The sequence below is a fragment of the Stenotrophomonas indicatrix genome (assembly GCA_041545745.1).
GTDB classification, from domain to species: domain Bacteria; phylum Pseudomonadota; class Gammaproteobacteria; order Xanthomonadales; family Xanthomonadaceae; genus Stenotrophomonas; species Stenotrophomonas indicatrix_A.
On record CP168152.1, the window covers coordinates 3,126,956 to 3,143,819 of the forward strand.

The window sequence follows — 16,864 nt, forward strand, 5'->3', positions numbered from 1 at the left end:
CGTTGCCGCCTGCACTGTAGTACCGTCCCATGTTCACTGCATGGAGCACCAATGGCATGGACGACACCCTGGCCCTGCCCCGCCTGCAGCAGTCACTGCGCCGCCTGCAATACCTTGTTGCCGCATTGGCCACCCTGCTTCTGGCACTCGTCGGCGTGACTGGCGGGCTGCTGCTGCAGCGGAACGCCCCGCTGCACGCCGACAGCATCAGCACGCAAAGGCTGCAGGTGCTCGATGATCGCGGCGTGGTCCGTGTGCAGATCGGCCAGGATGCGGGCGACGACGATCGACTCAGCCGCGCCGCAGGCCTGCTCATCTTCGACCGCAGTGGTGTCGAGCGCGGCGGCCTGAGTACCTTTGAAGACGGCAGCGCTGCTCTCGCCCTGGACGCCCCGCTGGGCATGGGGGACGCCCGTTGGCGCGACCGCGCCGGGCTGCGCGTGGACGCCGATGGCTCGGCCCAGCTGCTGCTGACCGACAACCTCACCCGTGGCGTGGTGCGCCTGCATTCGAAGGGCACCGGCGGCGGCGGCATGGACACTTTCAGATGGGACATGTCCAACAGTACGTTGCACACACGCACCCTTACCTACGATGGCGACGAGCGCAGCCAACGCGCCTTCGACCCGTAGCTGACCGCCAGCGGCAGGCACGATCCGGCGCCGCATGGAACTTTTACACCGGCATGCCGCCGCTGGCCTAAGCTCCAATCCTCCTGCCCGGAGCCGACCCATGCATCTGCGCCCTGCCCTGCTCGCCTGCCTGCTGCTTTTCGCCGCACCGGCACTCGCTGCCGAGCCCGTGCGCGCCGTCAGCGAACTGGACATCGATCGCTACGCCGGTCAGTGGCACGAGATCGCCCATCTGCCGGTGTCGTTCCAGAAGCAGTGCGTGGGCGAGATCACCGCCAACTACGGGCTGCGCCGCGATGGCCGCATCAGCGTCACCAATGCCTGCCGCAAGGCCGATGGCGAGCGGATTGTCGCCGAGGGCGTGGCGCGGCCCGTTGCGGGACAGCCCGGCCAGCTGCAGGTGCGCTTCGTTCCCGACTGGCTGAGCTGGGTGCCGCTGGTCTGGGCCGACTACTGGGTGATCGCGCTGGATCCGGACTACCAGTGGGCGATGGTCGGTGAGCCCGGGCACAAGTACCTGTGGATCCTCGCGCGGCTGCCGGAGATGGACCGCGCCCTGTTCAACCGGCTCAAGGCCAAGGCCGAAGCGATGGGCTACGACCTCGCACCGCTGCGCATGATGGCGCCCCTGCGCGACACCCCCGCCGACTGAGGCGCCGCCCAACCGGCGCACGCAACGTCCGCAATCCAGCATCGCGCACGCCTCGCGTGCATCTTCACGCGCTACCCTCTGTGGCCGGTCGCCGCAGGCGCCCCATTCCACCATACGCCGTAGTATGCTTATTCCACGCACCGCCTTCAAAGGACCTGCGCCCATGCTCCACCGCTTCCGTACCGCCTTGATCGTCCTGTGCACCCTGGCCCTGGTCGCTTGCGGCGATGGCATCGTCAAGCGTGTCTCGGAACCGGCCGCGAGCCTGCAGCAGCTGACCGTGCAGGCCAATGGCGACTGGACTGTCGCCCTGCGCCTGCAGAACTACAGTTCGATGCCGATGAGTTTCGACGACGTCGCACTGGCCCTGACCATCGGCGACACCGAGGCCGGCCCCCTGTCAGCCAAGCCTGGCATCTCCATTGGCGGCGTCTCCGCCGATGTCATCAACGTGAACTTCAAGCCCAGCCCGGCCGCACGCCTGGTGATCGCCGATGCACTGGCCAGCAACCGTACCCTCGCCTACAGCCTGAAGGGCACGGTGTCGGCCACGCCGCAGGAAAAGAAGCAGCGCACCTTCGATATCAACAGCCGCAGCACGCTGAACCAGGCCCCCGGCCTGCCCGGCGTGCTGCGCTGATCTCCGCTTTCCGCCGCGACGCATGGCGCCGCTCCCCCTGTTACTGATCAAATCGAGACGCACCGATGAGCAGCTACACCGCCCCGCTTTCCGACCTTCGTTTCGGCCTGCACGATGTGCTGAAGGTCGAGCCGCTGTTCGCCCGCCTGGGCTTCACCGACGCCACCGCCGATGTAGTCGATGCCGTGCTGGAAGAAGCCGGCCGCTTCAGCGCCAGCGTGCTGGCCCCGCTCAACAGCGTGGGCGACGAGATCGGCTGCGTGCTCGACCAGGCCAGCGGCGAAGTGACCACGCCACCCGGCTTCAAGCAGGCCTACGATCAATTCGTCGACGGCGGCTGGACCGGCCTGACCGCGTCACCGGAACTGGGCGGCCAGGGCCTGCCGCATACCCTGGGCGTGCCGCTCAATGAAATGATCAACGCCGCCAACCTCGCCTGGGGCAACTTCCCGTTGCTGTCGCACGGCGCCATCGAAGCGCTGAAGCAGCACGGCGAAGCCTGGCAGCACGAGGCGTTCCTGAAGCCGCTGATCGAAGGCCGCTGGACCGGCACCATGTGCCTGACCGAGCCGCATTGCGGCACCGACCTGGGCCTGCTCAAGACCAAGGCCGAGCCGAACGCCGATGGCAGCTATTCGATCACCGGTACCAAGATCTTCATCACCGCCGGCGAGCACGACCTGACCGGCAACATCGTGCACCTGGTGCTGGCCAAGCTGCCCGACGCTCCGCCAGGCGCCAAGGGCATCTCGCTGTTCGTCACCCCGAAGTTCAAGGTCGACCGCGACGGCAACGTCGGTGACCGCAACGCGCTGCGCTGCGGCTCCATCGAGCACAAGATGGGCATCAAGGGCTCGGTCACCTGCGTGATGAATTTCGATGGCGCACAGGGCTACCTGGTCGGCCAGCCACACAAGGGCCTGCAGGCGATGTTCACCATGATGAACACCGCTCGGCTGGGCGTGGGCCTGCAGGGCATCGGCCTGTCCGAACGCGCATACCAGAATGCGCTGAAGTACAGCCGTGAGCGCCTGCAGTCGCGTTCGCTCAGCGGCGCCAAGTTCCCGGACAAGCCGGCCGACCCGATCCTGGTGCATCCGGACGTGCGCCGCATGCTGCTGACGATCAAGTCGCTGGTGGAAGGCAGCCGTCTGCTGGCCCTGCATGCCGCCACCCTGATCGACGTCGCCCACCATGCAGAAGATGCCGGCGAACGCGAGCGCGCCGACACCCTGGTGAGCTTCCTGACCCCGATCTCGAAGGCCTGCCAGACCGAATGGGGCATCGAGAACACCTACAACGCGCTGCAGTGCTTCGGTGGCCATGGCTACATCCGCGAGCACGGCATGGAACAGCTGGCCCGCGATGCCCGCATCACCACGCTGTATGAAGGCACCACCGGCATCCAGGCGCTGGACCTGATCGGCCGCAAGACCGCGTCCAGCCAGGGCGCCGGCCTGAAGCTGATGCTGGCCGAGATCGAAGCGTTCGCCAAGGCCAATGAAGGCAACGAAAGCCTGGCCGAGTTCATCGGCCCGCTGCGCGCCAAGGCCGCCGAGTGGGGCAAGCTGACGATGGACGTGCTGCAGCGTTCGGCCGCCAACCCGGACGAACTGGGCGCAGCCAGCTACGACTACCTGTTCTATTCGGGTTATGTGGTGCTGGCCTACTGGTGGGCGCGCAGCGTTGCCGCCGCCGATGCCAGCGCGCACGGCGCAGCATTCGCCCAGGGCAAGCGCGAGACTGCGCGCTTCTACTTCGCCCGCGTGCTGCCGCGCACCCTCAGCCACGCCGCCGCCATCCAGGCAGGCGCCGCACCGCTGATGGCAATGGACGACGAACGCTTCGGGGCCTGAGCCGGGCGGCGCCCGGCACCCGCGGTAGTGCCGGCCGCTGGCCGGCCATCGCGACAGCTGGAGCAACAGCAACAGCTGGTTTACTGCGGGATGGCAGGGTGAGTCCAATTGCGGGGGACGGCGCAAGTACGTCCCTGTAGCCTCAGTCGCGCCATCCATGGCGCTCACGCCCCCGCAACCGGACCCACCCCGCCTTCGACAATTCCCCGAGGCTGTTGGTAGGTGTCGACCTTGGCCGACACGTAGATCCACGCCACGCGCTGATGCAATCCCCCGAAATCCATCTGGAGAAAAGCCCCCTTTTGTTAAAGGGGGCGCGCCAACGGCGCGGGGAATAGGAGGAATGCGTGGGCATCCCAACCCGCCATCGGCGGGCTGGGATGCGGAATGCGCGGACCTGAATGTTGACGATTTGTGTATCGCCCGCTGGGCGATACACAAATCGTCAACATTCAGGTATAAGCTGTTTTCCCGATGGAGACAGACACTACACGCTTGGGTCTGATCGAAGCCGGAGCTCCGTTTTCTGCTCCGGGCGCCGAAGCATCGCCCAACGCCACGACGCTGCATCGCCCCGGCACGGTCCGGTTGCTCTCACTTGATGGTCACGGGCGGGTCCTGGACTGGATCACCTGGCAGGACGCCGCCTGCCTCTACGCCCGCGATGCCGTCGCCTGGACACTCGGCGACCCCTGTCTGCACATCCACGGTGGGACAAATCGTCGCAGTGGCATGCAGAGCGGGATGGACCTGCACCCGATCATCGCCGCGCGCGGCCATGCCCGATCACGCGCACTGGACCCGACGCCGAACCTGACCAACCCGGCCCTGTTCGCCCGCGATGCCCATCTCTGCCTTTACTGCGGGCAGCAGTTCGGACGCCCCACCCTGACCCGCGACCATGTCATGCCCTTGTCCAAAGGCGGCCTGGATACCTGGGAAAACGTAGTCACCGCCTGCTTCCACTGCAATTCGCGCAAGAGCGACCGCACCCCGCAACAGGCCGGCATGCCACTGTTGGCGGTGCCCTACCGGCCGAGCTGGATCGAGCACCTGATCCTGTCCAACCGCAACATCCTGGCCGACCAGATGGCGTTCCTGAGGGCCCAGCTGCCCAAGCGTTCCAAGCTCTGCACCTGAACATCCGGGAATGCAACCCTCACCGTCCTGTCACGGACGGCGGCGTTTGCTTGCCCCACCCCCGTTTGAGGGCGAAAATGGTCGTTCAGAACAAGTGCGAACATGATGATCGACTCTGCCCGCTATCCCCGCCTCGCGCGCATCCAGACACCGGATGACCTGCGCACGTTCGACGAATCCGAACTGACAGCGGTTGCCGATGAACTGCGTGCCTACCTGATCGAATCGGTTGGCAAAAGCGGCGGCCATTTCGCCGCCGGCCTGGGCGTGATCGAGCTCACCGTGGCCCTGCACTACCTGTACCAGACCCCGGTCGACCAGCTGGTCTGGGACGTCGGCCACCAGACGTATCCGCACAAGATCCTCACCGGTCGCCGCGACGAGATCCATACCGTCAAGCAGAAGGATGGCGTCGCGCCGTTCCCCAAGCGCGAAGAAAGCGAATACGACACCTTCGGTGTCGGCCACTCCTCGACCTCGATCTCGGCAGCGCTGGGCATGGCCATCGCGCGCCAGACCGAAGGTGACGATCGCAAGGTCGTGGCTGTGATCGGCGACGGCGCGATGACCGCAGGCATGGCGTTCGAAGCGCTGATGCACGCCGGTGGCATGGAACCGGAACCAAACCTGCTGGTGATCCTCAACGACAACAACATGTCGATCTCCGAGGCAGTGGGCGGGCTGACCAAGATGCTCGGCCGCGCCACCGGTAGCCGCACGCTCAATGCGCTGCGCGAAGGCGGCAAGAAGATCCTCGGCGACAAGAAGAACAACCCCGCTCGTTTCGTGAAGCGCTGGGAAGAACACTGGAAGGGCATGTTCGTGCCGTCCACGATGTTCGAGGAAATGGGCTTCCATTACACCGGCCCGATCGATGGCCACGACCTGCCGGCGCTGCTGTCCGCGCTGAAGACGCTGCGTGCCTCCAAGGGCCCGAAGCTGCTGCATGTGATGACCACCAAGGGCAAGGGCTACGAGCCGGCCGAAGGCGACCAGATCGGTTACCACGCGGTGGGCCCGTTCGATCCGGACAAGGGCCTGGTGGCCAAGACCGGCGCGAAGAAGCCGACCTATACCGACGTGTTTGGCGACTGGCTGTGTGACGCCGCTGCGGCCGAGCCACGCCTGTATGGCATCACCCCGGCGATGCGCGAAGGCTCCGGCCTGGTGCGCTTCAGCCGGGAATATCCGCAGCGCTACTTCGATGTGGCCATCGCCGAGCAGCATGCGGTGACCCTGGCCGCGGGCATGGCCACCCAGGGCGGCAAGCCGGTGGTGGCGATCTATTCCACCTTCCTGCAGCGCGCGTACGACCAGCTGGTGCACGACGTGGCCATCCAGGACCTGGATGTCCTGTTCGCGATCGACCGCGCCGGCGTCGTCGGCCCTGATGGTGCAACCCACGCCGGCAACCTCGACCTCAGCTTCCTGCGCTGCGTGCCGAACATGGTGGTGATGGCCCCGTCCAACGAGGCCGAGTGCCGGCAGATGCTCAGCACCGGCCTGCAGCATCCCGGCCCGGCTGCAGTGCGCTACCCGCGCGGCAGCGGTACCGGCGTGGATGCCGGCAGCGATCTGTCGACCCTGCCGATCGGCAAGGGCGAGCTGCGCCTGCAGGGCAACCGTGTCGCCCTGCTCGCCTTCGGCAGCACCGTCGCCGCCGCCGAACTGGTGGGTCGCGAACTGGGTTTGAGCGTGGTCAACATGCGTTTCATCAAGCCACTGGATCGCGAACTGGTACTGGCGATGGCCAACCAGCACGACGCACTGGTGACGATCGAGGACAACGTGGTGGCCGGCGGCGCCGGTTCGGCCGTGGCCGAACTGCTCAATGCCGAGGACGTGCTGCGCCCGATCCTGCACCTGGGCCTGCCCGATGCCTTCCAGCATCACGCCAGCCGCGAAGACCTGCTGGCCGAGGCCGGCATCGATGCCGCCGGCATCCGTGTGGCCCTGCTCAAGCGCTGGCCGCAACTGGCCGCTGGTAACCCGCCGCTGAGCGCGGCGGGCTGAGCGCCGCCGGGGTTATGGGGCCACGTCATGCGTGGCTCCCCAGGCCCCTCATCCACGCGTGGCGCGGACAGGTACTGGTGGCGCAGAAATACATCCACGCATGGCGTGGATCTACCAAGGTACTGGTGGCGCAAAAGTAGATCCACGCCATGCGTGGATGCCGCAAACCCTGCCGGCGAACGGCGCTGTCAGCCGTAGCTGATCGCTTCGACAAAAGCACCGCTGGACTCCACCCGCACCGAGGCGCGTTGGCCGGTATCGGTGAAATGCAGGCGGGCCAGGGTTTCGGCGAAGTCAAAGGCACGGACGCCATCGCGGAACTCGATCGGTTCCGGCTTGTCCGGGTGCAGCACGCGCCATTGGCGCTGCTCACATTGCAGTCGGATCAACATGCGTTGCTCACTCCTTGAACAGCGTATCGACGACGAGAGAATGGCCGCACCAGGCGCGACAGGGATGGCCAGTGCGAACCGGGACGCGCCAAGCGTCCCGGGAGTCGACAATACGAGGAAAGAAGTGTGATCGCTATCAGATTTCTCTGATCTTGAGCCGATTGCGTCGGCCGCTCAGTTCACTTGGAACTGGCCCCGGCAGCCATTGCTGACCCAGATGCCACGGCGGTCCCAGCCCCAGTTCTGGCCTTCGATGCAGACAGTGCGCGATTCCTGCCGTACCAGACGCACGCCGCGACGAACCTGCGCATCACAGTACTGCTGGCGCCGGTCATTGGAATGGCAGGCAATCACCTGGCCGCCACCACCCCACTGGCTTCCGCCCCAGCCGTTGCCGCCACCGCCGCCCCATCCGCCGCCGCCGCCCGGCCGCCGGTACTCACCGACGAATTCGGCACGACAGCCCTGGGTAACCCAGACACCGTAACGGGACTGGCCCCAGGTCTCACCTTCCACGCAGGGGGAGCCGGACAACTGGCGGATCATGCGCGCGCGCCCTTCCAGACGGCACTCGTTGCTGCGGTTCTTGATCGATTCACAGCGCACGATGCCATTGCTGCCACGATCATCGTAGCGATCGTCGTAGCCATAGTTCTGCGCCTGCGCGCCGCCAGCGGCAGCCATCATCGGCAACAGGGTGCACGCCACGGTGCGCCAAGTGAGTCCCTTGCCCATCCCTCGTCTCCAGGTGAATACGGTGGAGGCAAGCATCGGGGATTCCGGGCGTGGCGCACAGAGGGAGCTGCGACGGCGGTTTTCCCCCATTCAACCAACCCAACCGCAACTGACTGCGGCTGCGACGGCTCAGCGGCCGAAGTGCAGTGCGTCGACCGCGGTGCCCAGTGCTTCCACGCGCACGGTGCTGTGCTGGCCGGTACGGCAGTGATGTTCGCTGGCCCGCGAGGCAGCGGCATCGAAGGCGGCCGCACCGGTGCTGAACACTTCGGTCGCGCGTGTCTGCGGATCCAGGACGGACCAGCGCTGGGCATTGCATTGGACAGTGATGACCATGGTGGGCTCCTGCGTTTCTGGGAAATCCGGGACCGGCGCAAGGCCGATCTCCGATGCCCGACCAGCCTAGCCATGCCCTCGGGGAAGACCTATCGGATTTATCCGAAAACTCCCCACCGACACCTCAGAAAGCGCCGCCCATCACATCCCTGAGGCCATTTAGGAAATCCATTCCGTGACCCTTGTCACGAAGTCAGCCGCGCTTCACACTATCGTCATCAACAGGGGCCCCTTCCACATGCGCACCTCGCTTCCAGTGCAGCGTTCGACGCTGCTGAAGTTCTATTTCGCCGCCAGCTACGTGGTACTGATCGAGGAACTGGTGCGCGCGTCGCTGAGTTGAGGCTTGGCCAGCGATGCTTGCCGCCGCTGCGGGGACCACACAGACTGTCGGTTTACGGCACGGAGCCGCACCCATGAAAGTCCTGTTCCTGATCCCACTGCTGGCCCTGACCGCGTGTGCCAGCCCGGAAAAACCGGTCACCCGTGACGCCGCCACACCCGTGGTCGGTGGCGACCGCGATGCACACGGATGCATCGGTTCGGCCGGCTATCAGTGGTGCGAGCACAGCCAGCGCTGCGAGCGCCCGTGGGAACTGGCGCAAGCGCAGGGCCTGGCCAACACCGCCGAAGCCATCGACGCCTACTGCGCCACCCCGGCAACGCCGGCGCGCAGGTAACGGGTGCTGCCGATGACCGACCTGACCCCACTGCCCGCGCTGACACCTGGCCGCTACCGCCACTTCAAGGGTGGCGAGTACGAGGTGATCGACATCGTCCGCAGCAGTGAAACGCTGCAGCCGATGGTGCTCTATCGCGCCCTGTACGGCGAAGGCGGACTGTGGGTGCGTCCCTATCCGATGTTCATTGAACAGGTGCCCGGCGAGCACGGCCCGCAGGCACGCTTCGCCCGCATCAGCGACTGAACGGTGCGGCTCACGCCGTGCGCACGGCATCGCCGCGCATGCTGAAGCATCCCTGCGAGACGGAGCCCGCATGCGCCACACCCTGTTGATCACCCTGTCGCTGGCCAGCACCCCGGTGCTGGCCGCAGACCCTCCCAGCTTCGACCGACCCGGCATCGGCTTCGGCACCTACACGGTGCCGCGTGGAGGCCTTGCCGTCGAAGTGGGCCTGCCCAGTTATCAACGCGATCGTGATCGCGACAGCCTGCGTACGACATCGCTTTCCAGCGACCTGTTGCTGCGCACCGGGCTGGCGCCGGGCTGGGAACTGCAGCTGGCGTCCACGCCGTGGCAGCGCCAGCGCGAACGTGGCCCTGGCATGCCACGCACGCAGCAGCGCGGCGCCGGCGACAGCACCGTCGGAGTGAAATGGGCAGGTCCCGGCAGTACCGAGCGCACGGCCTGGGCGCTGCTGGTAAGCGGTGTGATCGCGCGTGGCGATGCCGCCTTCAGCGATGGCCGCCAGTACGCACTGGCCGCCAGCGTCGAGCACACCTTCAACGACCGCTGGAGCGGTGCGCTGTATGGCAGTCATCAGCGCGGCGCAGGCCAGCGCAGCACGACCTGGTCGCCAAGTCTCGCGCTGAGCGTGACCGAGCGGCTGGGCACCTATCTCGAAGCCGGTTTTACCCATGCCAACCAGCAACCCGACCAGGCCATCGCCGGCGCAGGCCTGACCTGGATGCTGCGGCCGAACGTGCAGTTGGACGCCTCTTTCGATCTCGGCCTCAATCGCAACAGCCCCGACCTGCAGTTCGGCACCGGCATCGCGTTCTATCTGCAGTGAGGTCCTGAACTGACTGGCGAGGCGACTGCATCGCCCCGCGCTACAATCATACCGTCCAGTCGGTTTCGTCCCCCTCATGCCAGAATCCCCTCCCCGCTCCCGCCGCAAGGCGCCCGACACCGTGCGCCAGGCGCTGCTGCACGCGACCGCCCATACCCTCGGCCAGAATGGGCTGGCGGCCCTCACCGTGCAGGACGTCGCCGACGCGGCCGGTGTCAGCAAGGGCGCGCTGTTCCATCATTTCGGCAGCAAGCAGGACCTGATCGAGGCGACGCTGACCTCGCTCATTGCCGACTTCGAGGACAGGGTCCGCGAGGTGCTGCGGCAGTCCCCGCCGCGCCATGGCGGCTTCAGCCGTGCCTATGTGCAGGTGAATTTCGAACATCTGCTGCAGCAGGAACAGATCAACGACATCGGGCTCACGATGGGCAACATGCTGGAGCCGGCGCTGCTGGTCTACTGGCGCACGTGGCTGCGCGGCATGATGGCCGAGTTTCCGGATGAAGCCTGCGATCCGCGCCTGTACGCCGCGCGTTGCGTTGCAGATGGTTACTGGGCCACCGCCTACGGGCGGCCCTTGGACGAGAACGAACGCCAGAACGCCCAGGCCATGGCCCTAGAGGCACTGAAGCTGTGCGAACCGGCATGAGCAGGAGACGGCGATGAACCCCTATTTCTACCTGGCCGGTGCGATCGTGCTGGAAGTGATCGCCACGTCCCTGCTCAAGGCATCGGAAGGCATGACCCGCCTCGGCCCCACGCTGGGCGCGCTCGCCGGTTACGGTGTGTGCTTCTACCTGCTGTCGCTGACGATGAAGTCGATCCCCACCGGCATTACCTATGCCATCTGGTCCGGCGTCGGCATCGTGCTGATCTCGCTGATCGGCCTGCTGGTGTTCAAGCAACGCCTGGACACGCCGGCGCTGATCGGCATCGGCCTGATCTGTGCCGGGGTACTGGTCATCAACCTGTTCTCGCACAGCAGCGCGCATTGAGCGCGCCGCTGCACGAACTGCCAGGCTAGGCGACCTTCTTCGCGACGGTCATGCCAAGCACGAAAAGTACGACGGCGATGATGATGCCGGCCCAGAACAGGAACTTGGCGATCCCCACCGCGGCGCCGGCAATACCGCCGAAACCCAGCGCACCGGCGATCAGGCCGATGACGGCGAAAATGATGGCCCACTTGATCATGTCGATCCTCTCCCTGACGGGAATACCGAAGGTGCGATCAGGTTAGGCAGGCCGCGATGCCACACGCGTGAACAGGTCGCAGGCGCGGCGTGAAACGATCCGGCTCAGCGCGGTCGGAAGCGCAGCAGCGCCACCGCGAAGGCGAGAAAGACGCTGCCGACCAGGCGTTCGAACCAGCGTTGGGCAAATGGCTTTGCCAGCCAACGGCGCAGCCCGTGTCCGCCTGCGGCGTACATCACATACCAGAACAGCTCGCAGCTGGCGAAGGTGGCCACAAGCACCGTGTACTGCACGGCCTGGCCACGCGCAGGATCGACGAACTGCGGCAGGAACGCGGCGGCGAACAGCAGCAGCTTGGGATTGCTCAGCCCCACCAGCAGGCCACCACGGAACACTGCCCAGGCACCGTGCACCGGCGCCAGCGCTGCATCGGCCTCTGTCGCCACCGGTGCCTGCCGGTAGCTGTCCCGCCACGCCTTGATGCCCAACCAGGCCAGGTAGGCCACACCCAGATAACGCAGTACATCGAACAGCAGCGGCGACGAGCGCAGCACCGCGCTCAGGCCGGCCGCGGATGCAGCGAGCACCAGCAGCATCGCCAGCAGGCAACCGGCCATGGCGGGCACGCTGCGACGGAAGCCCAGGCCGACACTGCGCCCCAGGATGTGCAGCATGTTCGGACCCGGCGTGCCACACAGCACGAACACTGTCGCCAGGAACCACCACCAGGTATGCAGGGCCATCACTTCGTCCACCGGAACAATCCCTGCAAGGATAGTGCGCAGCGGCTGTCACCACCATGCACAGTCCAAGGTCGATTTGACGGTTACAGCTGCTGCGGCTCAGCCGCTGGCAACACGCGAGGCGCGCAGCTCGGCCATCGCAATGCGCAGCACCCGCAGCGCCGAGCGCAGGAACACGACCAGCAGTGCGACCGCGACCAGCAGGTCCGGCCAACCGGCACCGAACAGCGCCACCAGCGCTGCCGCCAGCACCACCGAAATGCCCTCGAAGATATCGTTGCGCGCGCATTCCCAGGCCGATGCCAGGTTCACGTCGTCATTGCGATACGGCGTCAGCAGCCACAGGCAGAAGCCATTCGCGGCAAGATTCAGCAGCGCGGCCAGGCCCATGCTTTCGAACAGGGGAACCTGCGGATGCGCCAGCCGCCATCCGATCTGTACCGCCACTGCCACCGCCGCCGCCAGGATCAGCGCGCCCTTGAACAACGCGACCCGCGCCTTGGCCGCCACGCCAGCGCCCACCACCAGCAGGCTCAGCAGGTAGGTGGCGGCGTCCCCCAGGTTGTCCAGCGCACCGGAGAGCAGCGCGGACGAGTGGCTGTACCACGACGCGCCGACCATCATCAGGAACGTCGCCAGGTTGATCAGCAGCACGATCCACAGCACTCGCCGGTGGCGCGCCCGCATGGCTGCCACATCCAGTGTCTTGCCGCAGCCACAGCATTCGCCCATCGCCCTGCCCTCTGCCTGTCGTGGCCCATTATCACGCCGATCAGGCGTGCCGGCAGCGGCTGCGACGGGCCCACCTGCGATTGCGCGCCCCGGCCAGGCCGACACGCGGCATCCTGCCCTCGGTTGTGCTGCAATGACTCTTCCCCGGCACGGAGAGACCCATGAAGACGCTTGGCCTGATCGGTGGCATGAGCTGGGAAAGTTCGGCGCAGTACTACCGCCTCATCAACGAAGAGGTACGCACACGGCTGGGCGGCGCGCACTCGGCGCAGCTGCTGATGTGGTCGCTGGATTTCGCCCGCATCAAGCAGCTGCAGCACGACGGCGACTGGGATGCGTTGGGCAACGAGATGGTCGATGCTGCACAGCGGCTGCAGGCCGGTGGCGCCGAACTGCTGCTGATCTGCACCAACACCATGCACAAGCTCGTTGGTGAGATCGAGGCGGCCTGCCCGCTACCGCTGCTGCACATCGCCGACCCGACCGCCACGGCGGTCGTGCAGGCCGGTCTGCAGCGTGTGGGCCTGCTCGGCACGGCCTTCACCATGGAGGAAGACTTCTACCGTGGCCGGCTGAGCGAGCGCTTCGGCCTGGACGTACTGGTTCCGGAGGCCGACGACCGCCGCGATGTGCACGCGATCATCTACCAGGAGTTGATCGCCGGCGTGGTCAGCGAGCGATCACGGCAGGTGTACGTCGAAGTGATTGAACGCCTCGTTGCCCGCGGTGCCCAGGCGATCATCCTCGGCTGTACCGAGATCATGCTGCTGGTACGTGCCGAAGACAGCCCGGTACCGCTGTTCGACACCACGACCCTGCATGCGCGCGCGGCAGTGGACGCAGCGTTGGCGTAACCCACGGCGGGGTGCAGTCGAGCAGGCTCGACTGCACGGTGAGGCGTCCGGTCACGCAGGCGATTCGGGCTGCACTTCCAGCGAAGTGACCAGCCATTCCACCACCGGTGGCGAATCGCACAGGAAGAACACGGCGTCGCCGCTGCGGGCTTCGGTCAGCATCCGGTAGACACTGATGGCCACGCCCGATTGGCTGGCAATGAAAATCTCGCTGCTGCGCGGCCCGTCGGCCTGGCGCGAAACCCGCCGCAGCGCATCGCGGGCCGCAACCGTATCTTCCGGCTCGGCTTCGCGGGTCAATTCCAGGCCACGCAGGCCCCAGGCAACAAAAACACGCTTGCCCTTGAACGTCGTGTCCAGGACCTGCACTCCGGCAGCGCTTGCGCCGGCCGACCGATGAATGACGATACTGCTGATCAACGCAACCCCCTGTGGTCGTCGTGGTCCGCACATCCTTGTCGGCACCCGCGCCAGCGGCCACAGGCGCTGCCCGAAGGCCGCGTCCGAAAGCGCTGGAACGTGTAAAAAACTGTAACCCGATGCAATCGGATGTGCCGGGGATGATACGGGATGTAACACCCTGCATGCGCCGCCGGACACTTATAAATCCGTCCTGAGCCAGCGCAGGCCCTGGTCGCCGCAGAGTGCTGCACGTGCGCCATTCTTGCGTCCCATTCCCAACCCGAGGTTTCAATGAGCCTTCGCCTGCTACTGCCCTTGGGCGGTTCTGCGCTTGCCCTGCTGCTGGCCGCAACCACCGTCTCGGCCCAGGATTACGACAGCGGATCGTCGCCGCGCACGACCTGCGAATCACACTTCAACAAGACCCAGCAGTGCCCGTTCGAAGGACGCGCGCGACTGGCGCGACAACTGTCGGTGACGCGATGCGTGGAAGATGACAACTGGGGACAGCGCCGCGGCATGCTGTGGGTCAGCGACGGCTGTCGTGCCGAATTCGTTGCTGATGAACGCGGGCGAGGCCGTTGGCCCGGACGTGACCGTGACCGTGATCGCGATCGCGATGGCGAGCGCCTGGTCTGCGAATCCTATGAAAAGAAGGAGAAACAGTGCCGCATCCGCGTCCGTCATGACGTGCGGCTGGTCAAGCAGAAGTCGGTCACCACCTGCACCGAGGACCGCAACTGGGGCTGGGACCGACGCGGCGTATGGGTCAGCGACGGCTGCCGCGCCGAATTCCGCGTCTACTGAGTGCGATGGCGGCGCGCCCATCCTCGCTAGAATGAGGCTCTCACAGCAGGAAACACCGCATGGAACGCTGGTATCTGGCAACGATGATGTCCTTGCTGCTGCGCAGCCGTCCGCGATGACCCGGCAGGCTCCAGCACCTCAGATACGCGCGGCCGAGTGCACGGATCTTCCTGCACTGATCGCCCTGGACAGCGTTGCGGCCGATGACCCACGGCGTGCCGTACAGATCGGCCAGTGGCTGGCGGACGGCCATATGCACGTCGCCGAGCTCGATGGCACGCCGGTCGGCTACCGGGTCCAACATCGGCACTTCTTCGGTGAGGCCTTCATCGAGATGCTGATGGTCGCCGTGCCGCTGCGCGGGCACGGTATCGGTCGTGCGTTGCTTCTGCATGCCACATCGATCAGCGCGGGCACCCGACTTTTCACCTCGACCAACCAGTCCAATGCCAGCATGCAGCGGCTGCTGGCAGCCGCAGGCTTCGTGCAGTGCGGGATCGTGCATGGCCTTGACGACGGTGATCCGGAGCTGATCTACCGCTTCGCCATTGACGATGTGAGGTAAGGGGCGATCTTCGCTTCCAGCAGGGCCATCAACGCCGGATCCATGCAGCGATAGTCGTCGGGGATATCCAGGCAGTGCAGCGGCGTGTGCTCAAGCAGGCGCGCGAAATTCGCCTGCAGCCGATGCTGGTGCTTGGGCTCCATCACGAAGATGACATCAGCCCAGCGGATATCCGCTGAGCTGATGGGCCGGCGCGCATGCGGGCTGGTGCCGGCAGAGCGCGCACTGATACCTGGCCGGCGCTGCCACATCGCTTCGGCGGTAGGGCTGCGCAGCTGGTTGCGGCTGCAGACAAACAACAGGTTCAACATTCCTGATCCAGCAGTTGCCGCGGGCTCAGGACCGGATAGGTGAAACCCAGCTGGCGCGCCCGCAGCAGCTTGTCGCCACGCGTATACATCAGCTTCCAGTTCTTTTCCGGCTTGAAGATCGGCAGTGGTGCCGTGTGGTCGCCGCCGTGGTGGCGCGACTGCGAGCGCCTCCAGGCGCGGTTCCTTTGCGTTTCCATGATCGTATTCTCGTGGGTACCGGGTTCAGCAGCCGCGGTAGTACGAGTGCGCGCAGGATACAACGCCGCAACAAAAAAGCCCACGCATTGCTGCGTAGGCTTGTCTGTTACATCACAGTGGTCGGGACGGCCGGATTCGAACCGACGACCCTCTGCCCCCCAGGCAGATGCGCTACCAGGCTGCGCTACGCCCCGACTGATGCTGCGATGTGCCCGCCAGTGCGGCGGGCCGTGAAGTATAGCGGATTACGGCGGAAATGGGTCAGCGACGCAGCAGTTGCAGCACTTCTTCCAGTTCCATACGCACCTGCTTGATGATCTGGTTGCTCAAGGCCGATTCCTCGCGCGCATCCGGACCATCCAGGCGCAGGCGCGCGCCACCGATGGTGTAGCCCTGTTCGTACAACAGGCTGCGGATCTGCCGCACCATCAGCACGTCGTGGCGCTGGTAGTAACGACGGTTGCCACGGCGCTTGGCCGGCTCGAGACTGGGAAATTCGGTTTCCCAGTAGCGCAGCACGTGCGGCTTGACGTCGCACAGTTCGCTGACTTCACCGATGGTGAAGTAGCGCTTGGCCGGAATCGGCGGAAGTTCGCGGTTACTGCCCGGATCCAGCATAAGCTTCCACCCTCTCCTTGAGCTTCTGGCCCGGACGGAAGGTAACCACCGTACGGGCGGAAATCGGAATTTCCTCGCCGGTCTTGGGGTTGCGACCCGGGCGCTGGTTCTTGCGCCGCAGGTCGAAATTGCCAAAGCCCGACAGCTTCACCTGACGTCCCTGTTCCAATGCTTCACGCAGCACATCGAAGAACGCGTCGACGAATTCCTTGGCTTCCCGCTTGTTCAGACCGACTTCGTCGAACAGCTTTTCCGCCATCTCCGCCTTGGTCAATGCCATTGCCTGCTACCC

25 protein-coding genes and 1 tRNA gene are annotated in these 16,864 nt (G+C 65.7%); 14 read left to right on the top strand and 12 right to left on the bottom strand.

The genetic code is table 11. The features are described from left to right. The first annotated feature begins 56 nt into the window (after nucleotides 1-56). The 6 genes from ACEF39_RS14395 (at nucleotide 57) to dxs (ending at nucleotide 6,933) form a co-directional block, all read left to right on the top strand. Nucleotides 57-632 (top strand): hypothetical protein, encoded by a 576-nt coding sequence (locus ACEF39_RS14395; protein WP_500285546.1) that lies wholly within the window; start codon nucleotides 57-59, stop codon nucleotides 630-632. Between the two features lie 100 nt (nucleotides 633-732). Further along, nucleotides 733-1,284, top strand: coding sequence for a lipocalin family protein (locus tag ACEF39_RS14400; protein WP_500285547.1), 552 nt, complete (start codon nucleotides 733-735; stop codon nucleotides 1,282-1,284). Nucleotides 1,285-1,447: 163 nt separating this feature from the next. Next, complete coding sequence (locus ACEF39_RS14405) at nucleotides 1,448-1,924, top strand: LEA/WHy family protein (RefSeq protein WP_100460875.1); 477 nt, start codon at nucleotides 1,448-1,450, stop codon at nucleotides 1,922-1,924. Between the two features lie 65 nt (nucleotides 1,925-1,989). After that, nucleotides 1,990-3,780 carry an acyl-CoA dehydrogenase C-terminal domain-containing protein gene (locus tag ACEF39_RS14410; protein ID WP_500285548.1) on the top strand — a complete coding sequence of 597 codons (1,791 nt, stop codon included), beginning with the start codon at nucleotides 1,990-1,992 and terminating at the stop codon, nucleotides 3,778-3,780. 474 nt (nucleotides 3,781-4,254) lie between these two features. Continuing rightward, nucleotides 4,255-4,920, top strand: a complete 666-nt coding sequence (locus ACEF39_RS14415; RefSeq protein WP_025876340.1) for an HNH endonuclease — start codon at nucleotides 4,255-4,257, stop codon at nucleotides 4,918-4,920. Between the two features lie 105 nt (nucleotides 4,921-5,025). Next, a complete protein-coding gene (gene dxs / locus ACEF39_RS14420) occupies nucleotides 5,026-6,933 on the top strand; it encodes a 1-deoxy-D-xylulose-5-phosphate synthase (protein ID WP_500288030.1) in 1,908 nt (635 codons plus the stop codon). 188 nt (nucleotides 6,934-7,121) lie between these two features. On the opposite strand, the gene ACEF39_RS14425 is transcribed toward dxs, so the two are convergent. From ACEF39_RS14425 to ACEF39_RS14435, 3 genes are all read right to left on the bottom strand, one after another. Further along, nucleotides 7,122-7,325: a hypothetical protein gene (locus tag ACEF39_RS14425; protein ID WP_032978640.1), complete on the bottom strand. Its 204-nt coding sequence runs from the start codon at nucleotides 7,323-7,325 to the stop codon at nucleotides 7,122-7,124. Between the two features lie 174 nt (nucleotides 7,326-7,499). Then, nucleotides 7,500-8,060, bottom strand: a complete 561-nt coding sequence (locus tag ACEF39_RS14430) for a DUF3011 domain-containing protein (RefSeq protein ID WP_500285549.1) — start codon at nucleotides 8,058-8,060, stop codon at nucleotides 7,500-7,502. 129 nt (nucleotides 8,061-8,189) lie between these two features. Continuing rightward, nucleotides 8,190-8,396, bottom strand: a complete 207-nt coding sequence (locus ACEF39_RS14435; protein ID WP_380654382.1) for a hypothetical protein — start codon at nucleotides 8,394-8,396, stop codon at nucleotides 8,190-8,192. Nucleotides 8,397-8,812: 416 nt separating this feature from the next. On the opposite strand from ACEF39_RS14435, the gene ACEF39_RS14440 reads away from it, so the two are divergent. The 5 genes from ACEF39_RS14440 (at nucleotide 8,813) to ACEF39_RS14460 (ending at nucleotide 11,143) form a co-directional block, all read left to right on the top strand. Beyond that, the gene (locus tag ACEF39_RS14440; protein ID WP_500285550.1) at nucleotides 8,813-9,076 is read left to right on the top strand and encodes a hypothetical protein; all 264 of its coding nucleotides are present in this window, start codon (nucleotides 8,813-8,815) and stop codon (nucleotides 9,074-9,076) included. A 12-nt stretch (nucleotides 9,077-9,088) separates the two neighbouring features. Next, entirely contained in the window at nucleotides 9,089-9,322 is a 234-nt protein-coding gene (locus ACEF39_RS14445) for a DUF1653 domain-containing protein (RefSeq protein WP_500285551.1), read from the top strand. A gap of 70 nt (nucleotides 9,323-9,392) precedes the next feature. Further along, entirely contained in the window at nucleotides 9,393-10,148 is a 756-nt protein-coding gene (locus ACEF39_RS14450; RefSeq protein WP_500285552.1) for a transporter, read from the top strand. Between the two features lie 121 nt (nucleotides 10,149-10,269). Beyond that, a complete protein-coding gene (locus ACEF39_RS14455) occupies nucleotides 10,270-10,797 on the top strand; it encodes a TetR/AcrR family transcriptional regulator (protein ID WP_500285553.1) in 528 nt (175 codons plus the stop codon). A gap of 13 nt (nucleotides 10,798-10,810) precedes the next feature. Next, nucleotides 10,811-11,143, top strand: a complete 333-nt coding sequence (locus ACEF39_RS14460; protein ID WP_500285554.1) for an SMR family transporter — start codon at nucleotides 10,811-10,813, stop codon at nucleotides 11,141-11,143. 25 nt (nucleotides 11,144-11,168) lie between these two features. Here ACEF39_RS14460 and ACEF39_RS14465 read toward each other — a convergent pair whose 3' ends face one another. From ACEF39_RS14465 to ACEF39_RS14475, 3 genes are all read right to left on the bottom strand, one after another. Next, the gene (locus ACEF39_RS14465) at nucleotides 11,169-11,342 is read right to left on the bottom strand and encodes a DUF1328 domain-containing protein (protein WP_108264873.1); all 174 of its coding nucleotides are present in this window, start codon (nucleotides 11,340-11,342) and stop codon (nucleotides 11,169-11,171) included. Between the two features lie 104 nt (nucleotides 11,343-11,446). Next, complete coding sequence (locus tag ACEF39_RS14470; RefSeq protein ID WP_500285555.1) at nucleotides 11,447-12,085, bottom strand: LysE family translocator; 639 nt, start codon at nucleotides 12,083-12,085, stop codon at nucleotides 11,447-11,449. 99 nt (nucleotides 12,086-12,184) lie between these two features. Next, nucleotides 12,185-12,817, bottom strand: a complete 633-nt coding sequence (locus tag ACEF39_RS14475; protein ID WP_500285556.1) for a cation efflux transmembrane domain-containing protein — start codon at nucleotides 12,815-12,817, stop codon at nucleotides 12,185-12,187. A 161-nt stretch (nucleotides 12,818-12,978) separates the two neighbouring features. Here ACEF39_RS14475 and ACEF39_RS14480 point away from each other — a divergent pair, with 161 nt between their 5' ends. Further along, nucleotides 12,979-13,671: an aspartate/glutamate racemase family protein gene (locus ACEF39_RS14480; protein ID WP_500285557.1), complete on the top strand. Its 693-nt coding sequence runs from the start codon at nucleotides 12,979-12,981 to the stop codon at nucleotides 13,669-13,671. A gap of 51 nt (nucleotides 13,672-13,722) precedes the next feature. On the opposite strand, the gene ACEF39_RS14485 is transcribed toward ACEF39_RS14480, so the two are convergent. Further along, nucleotides 13,723-14,040, bottom strand: a complete 318-nt coding sequence (locus ACEF39_RS14485) for a hypothetical protein (RefSeq protein ID WP_223482838.1) — start codon at nucleotides 14,038-14,040, stop codon at nucleotides 13,723-13,725. A 324-nt stretch (nucleotides 14,041-14,364) separates the two neighbouring features. On the opposite strand from ACEF39_RS14485, the gene ACEF39_RS14490 reads away from it, so the two are divergent. After that, on the top strand, nucleotides 14,365-14,880 hold the full coding sequence (locus ACEF39_RS14490; RefSeq protein WP_500285558.1) for a DUF3011 domain-containing protein: 516 nt from the start codon (nucleotides 14,365-14,367) through the stop codon (nucleotides 14,878-14,880). A 115-nt stretch (nucleotides 14,881-14,995) separates the two neighbouring features. Next, entirely contained in the window at nucleotides 14,996-15,445 is a 450-nt protein-coding gene (locus tag ACEF39_RS14495) for a GNAT family N-acetyltransferase (protein ID WP_500285559.1), read from the top strand. On the opposite strand, the gene ACEF39_RS14500 is transcribed toward ACEF39_RS14495, so the two are convergent. The 5 genes from ACEF39_RS14500 to ACEF39_RS14520 form a co-directional block, all read right to left on the bottom strand. Then, on the bottom strand, nucleotides 15,415-15,756 hold the full coding sequence (locus tag ACEF39_RS14500) for a low molecular weight protein tyrosine phosphatase family protein (protein WP_500285560.1): 342 nt from the start codon (nucleotides 15,754-15,756) through the stop codon (nucleotides 15,415-15,417). The genes ACEF39_RS14495 and ACEF39_RS14500 overlap by 31 nt on opposite strands. Next, nucleotides 15,750-15,953 carry a hypothetical protein gene (locus tag ACEF39_RS14505; RefSeq protein ID WP_100553082.1) on the bottom strand — a complete coding sequence of 68 codons (204 nt, stop codon included), beginning with the start codon at nucleotides 15,951-15,953 and terminating at the stop codon, nucleotides 15,750-15,752. Before ACEF39_RS14505 ends, ACEF39_RS14500 begins: the two co-directional genes overlap by 7 nt. A gap of 118 nt (nucleotides 15,954-16,071) precedes the next feature. Beyond that, nucleotides 16,072-16,148, bottom strand: a tRNA-Pro gene (locus ACEF39_RS14510). A gap of 67 nt (nucleotides 16,149-16,215) precedes the next feature. Then, a complete protein-coding gene (locus ACEF39_RS14515; RefSeq protein ID WP_005410431.1) occupies nucleotides 16,216-16,572 on the bottom strand; it encodes a MerR family transcriptional regulator in 357 nt (118 codons plus the stop codon). Continuing rightward, complete coding sequence (locus ACEF39_RS14520; protein ID WP_005410432.1) at nucleotides 16,553-16,852, bottom strand: integration host factor subunit alpha; 300 nt, start codon at nucleotides 16,850-16,852, stop codon at nucleotides 16,553-16,555. Before ACEF39_RS14520 ends, ACEF39_RS14515 begins: the two co-directional genes overlap by 20 nt. Between the last annotated feature and the right edge of the window lie 12 nt (nucleotides 16,853-16,864).

What these genes read in the sequence shown, in the direction of transcription:
- ACEF39_RS14490 (WP_500285558.1), top strand. Translation starts at nt 14,365, where the DNA reads ATGAGCCTTCGCCTGCTACTGCCCTTGGGCGGTTCTGCGCTTGCCCTG.
- ACEF39_RS14460 (WP_500285554.1), top strand. Translation starts at nt 10,811, where the DNA reads ATGAACCCCTATTTCTACCTGGCCGGTGCGATCGTGCTGGAAGTGATC.
- ACEF39_RS14505 (WP_100553082.1), bottom strand. Translation starts at nt 15,953, where the DNA reads ATGGAAACGCAAAGGAACCGCGCCTGGAGGCGCTCGCAGTCGCGCCAC.
- ACEF39_RS14395 (WP_500285546.1), top strand. Translation starts at nt 57, where the DNA reads ATGGACGACACCCTGGCCCTGCCCCGCCTGCAGCAGTCACTGCGCCGC.
- ACEF39_RS14400 (WP_500285547.1), top strand. Translation starts at nt 733, where the DNA reads ATGCATCTGCGCCCTGCCCTGCTCGCCTGCCTGCTGCTTTTCGCCGCA.
- dxs (WP_500288030.1), top strand. Translation starts at nt 5,026, where the DNA reads ATGATCGACTCTGCCCGCTATCCCCGCCTCGCGCGCATCCAGACACCG.
- ACEF39_RS14450 (WP_500285552.1), top strand. Translation starts at nt 9,393, where the DNA reads ATGCGCCACACCCTGTTGATCACCCTGTCGCTGGCCAGCACCCCGGTG.
- ACEF39_RS14405 (WP_100460875.1), top strand. Translation starts at nt 1,448, where the DNA reads ATGCTCCACCGCTTCCGTACCGCCTTGATCGTCCTGTGCACCCTGGCC.
- ACEF39_RS14480 (WP_500285557.1), top strand. Translation starts at nt 12,979, where the DNA reads ATGAAGACGCTTGGCCTGATCGGTGGCATGAGCTGGGAAAGTTCGGCG.
- ACEF39_RS14415 (WP_025876340.1), top strand. Translation starts at nt 4,255, where the DNA reads ATGGAGACAGACACTACACGCTTGGGTCTGATCGAAGCCGGAGCTCCG.
- ACEF39_RS14440 (WP_500285550.1), top strand. Translation starts at nt 8,813, where the DNA reads ATGAAAGTCCTGTTCCTGATCCCACTGCTGGCCCTGACCGCGTGTGCC.
- ACEF39_RS14425 (WP_032978640.1), bottom strand. Translation starts at nt 7,325, where the DNA reads ATGTTGATCCGACTGCAATGTGAGCAGCGCCAATGGCGCGTGCTGCAC.
- ACEF39_RS14495 (WP_500285559.1), top strand. Translation starts at nt 14,996, where the DNA reads ATGACCCGGCAGGCTCCAGCACCTCAGATACGCGCGGCCGAGTGCACG.
- ACEF39_RS14500 (WP_500285560.1), bottom strand. Translation starts at nt 15,756, where the DNA reads ATGTTGAACCTGTTGTTTGTCTGCAGCCGCAACCAGCTGCGCAGCCCT.
- ACEF39_RS14515 (WP_005410431.1), bottom strand. Translation starts at nt 16,572, where the DNA reads ATGCTGGATCCGGGCAGTAACCGCGAACTTCCGCCGATTCCGGCCAAG.
- ACEF39_RS14410 (WP_500285548.1), top strand. Translation starts at nt 1,990, where the DNA reads ATGAGCAGCTACACCGCCCCGCTTTCCGACCTTCGTTTCGGCCTGCAC.
- ACEF39_RS14475 (WP_500285556.1), bottom strand. Translation starts at nt 12,817, where the DNA reads ATGGGCGAATGCTGTGGCTGCGGCAAGACACTGGATGTGGCAGCCATG.
- ACEF39_RS14445 (WP_500285551.1), top strand. Translation starts at nt 9,089, where the DNA reads ATGACCGACCTGACCCCACTGCCCGCGCTGACACCTGGCCGCTACCGC.
- ACEF39_RS14470 (WP_500285555.1), bottom strand. Translation starts at nt 12,085, where the DNA reads ATGGCCCTGCATACCTGGTGGTGGTTCCTGGCGACAGTGTTCGTGCTG.
- ACEF39_RS14435 (WP_380654382.1), bottom strand. Translation starts at nt 8,396, where the DNA reads ATGGTCATCACTGTCCAATGCAATGCCCAGCGCTGGTCCGTCCTGGAT.
- ACEF39_RS14465 (WP_108264873.1), bottom strand. Translation starts at nt 11,342, where the DNA reads ATGATCAAGTGGGCCATCATTTTCGCCGTCATCGGCCTGATCGCCGGT.
- ACEF39_RS14430 (WP_500285549.1), bottom strand. Translation starts at nt 8,060, where the DNA reads ATGGGCAAGGGACTCACTTGGCGCACCGTGGCGTGCACCCTGTTGCCG.
- ACEF39_RS14520 (WP_005410432.1), bottom strand. Translation starts at nt 16,852, where the DNA reads ATGGCATTGACCAAGGCGGAGATGGCGGAAAAGCTGTTCGACGAAGTC.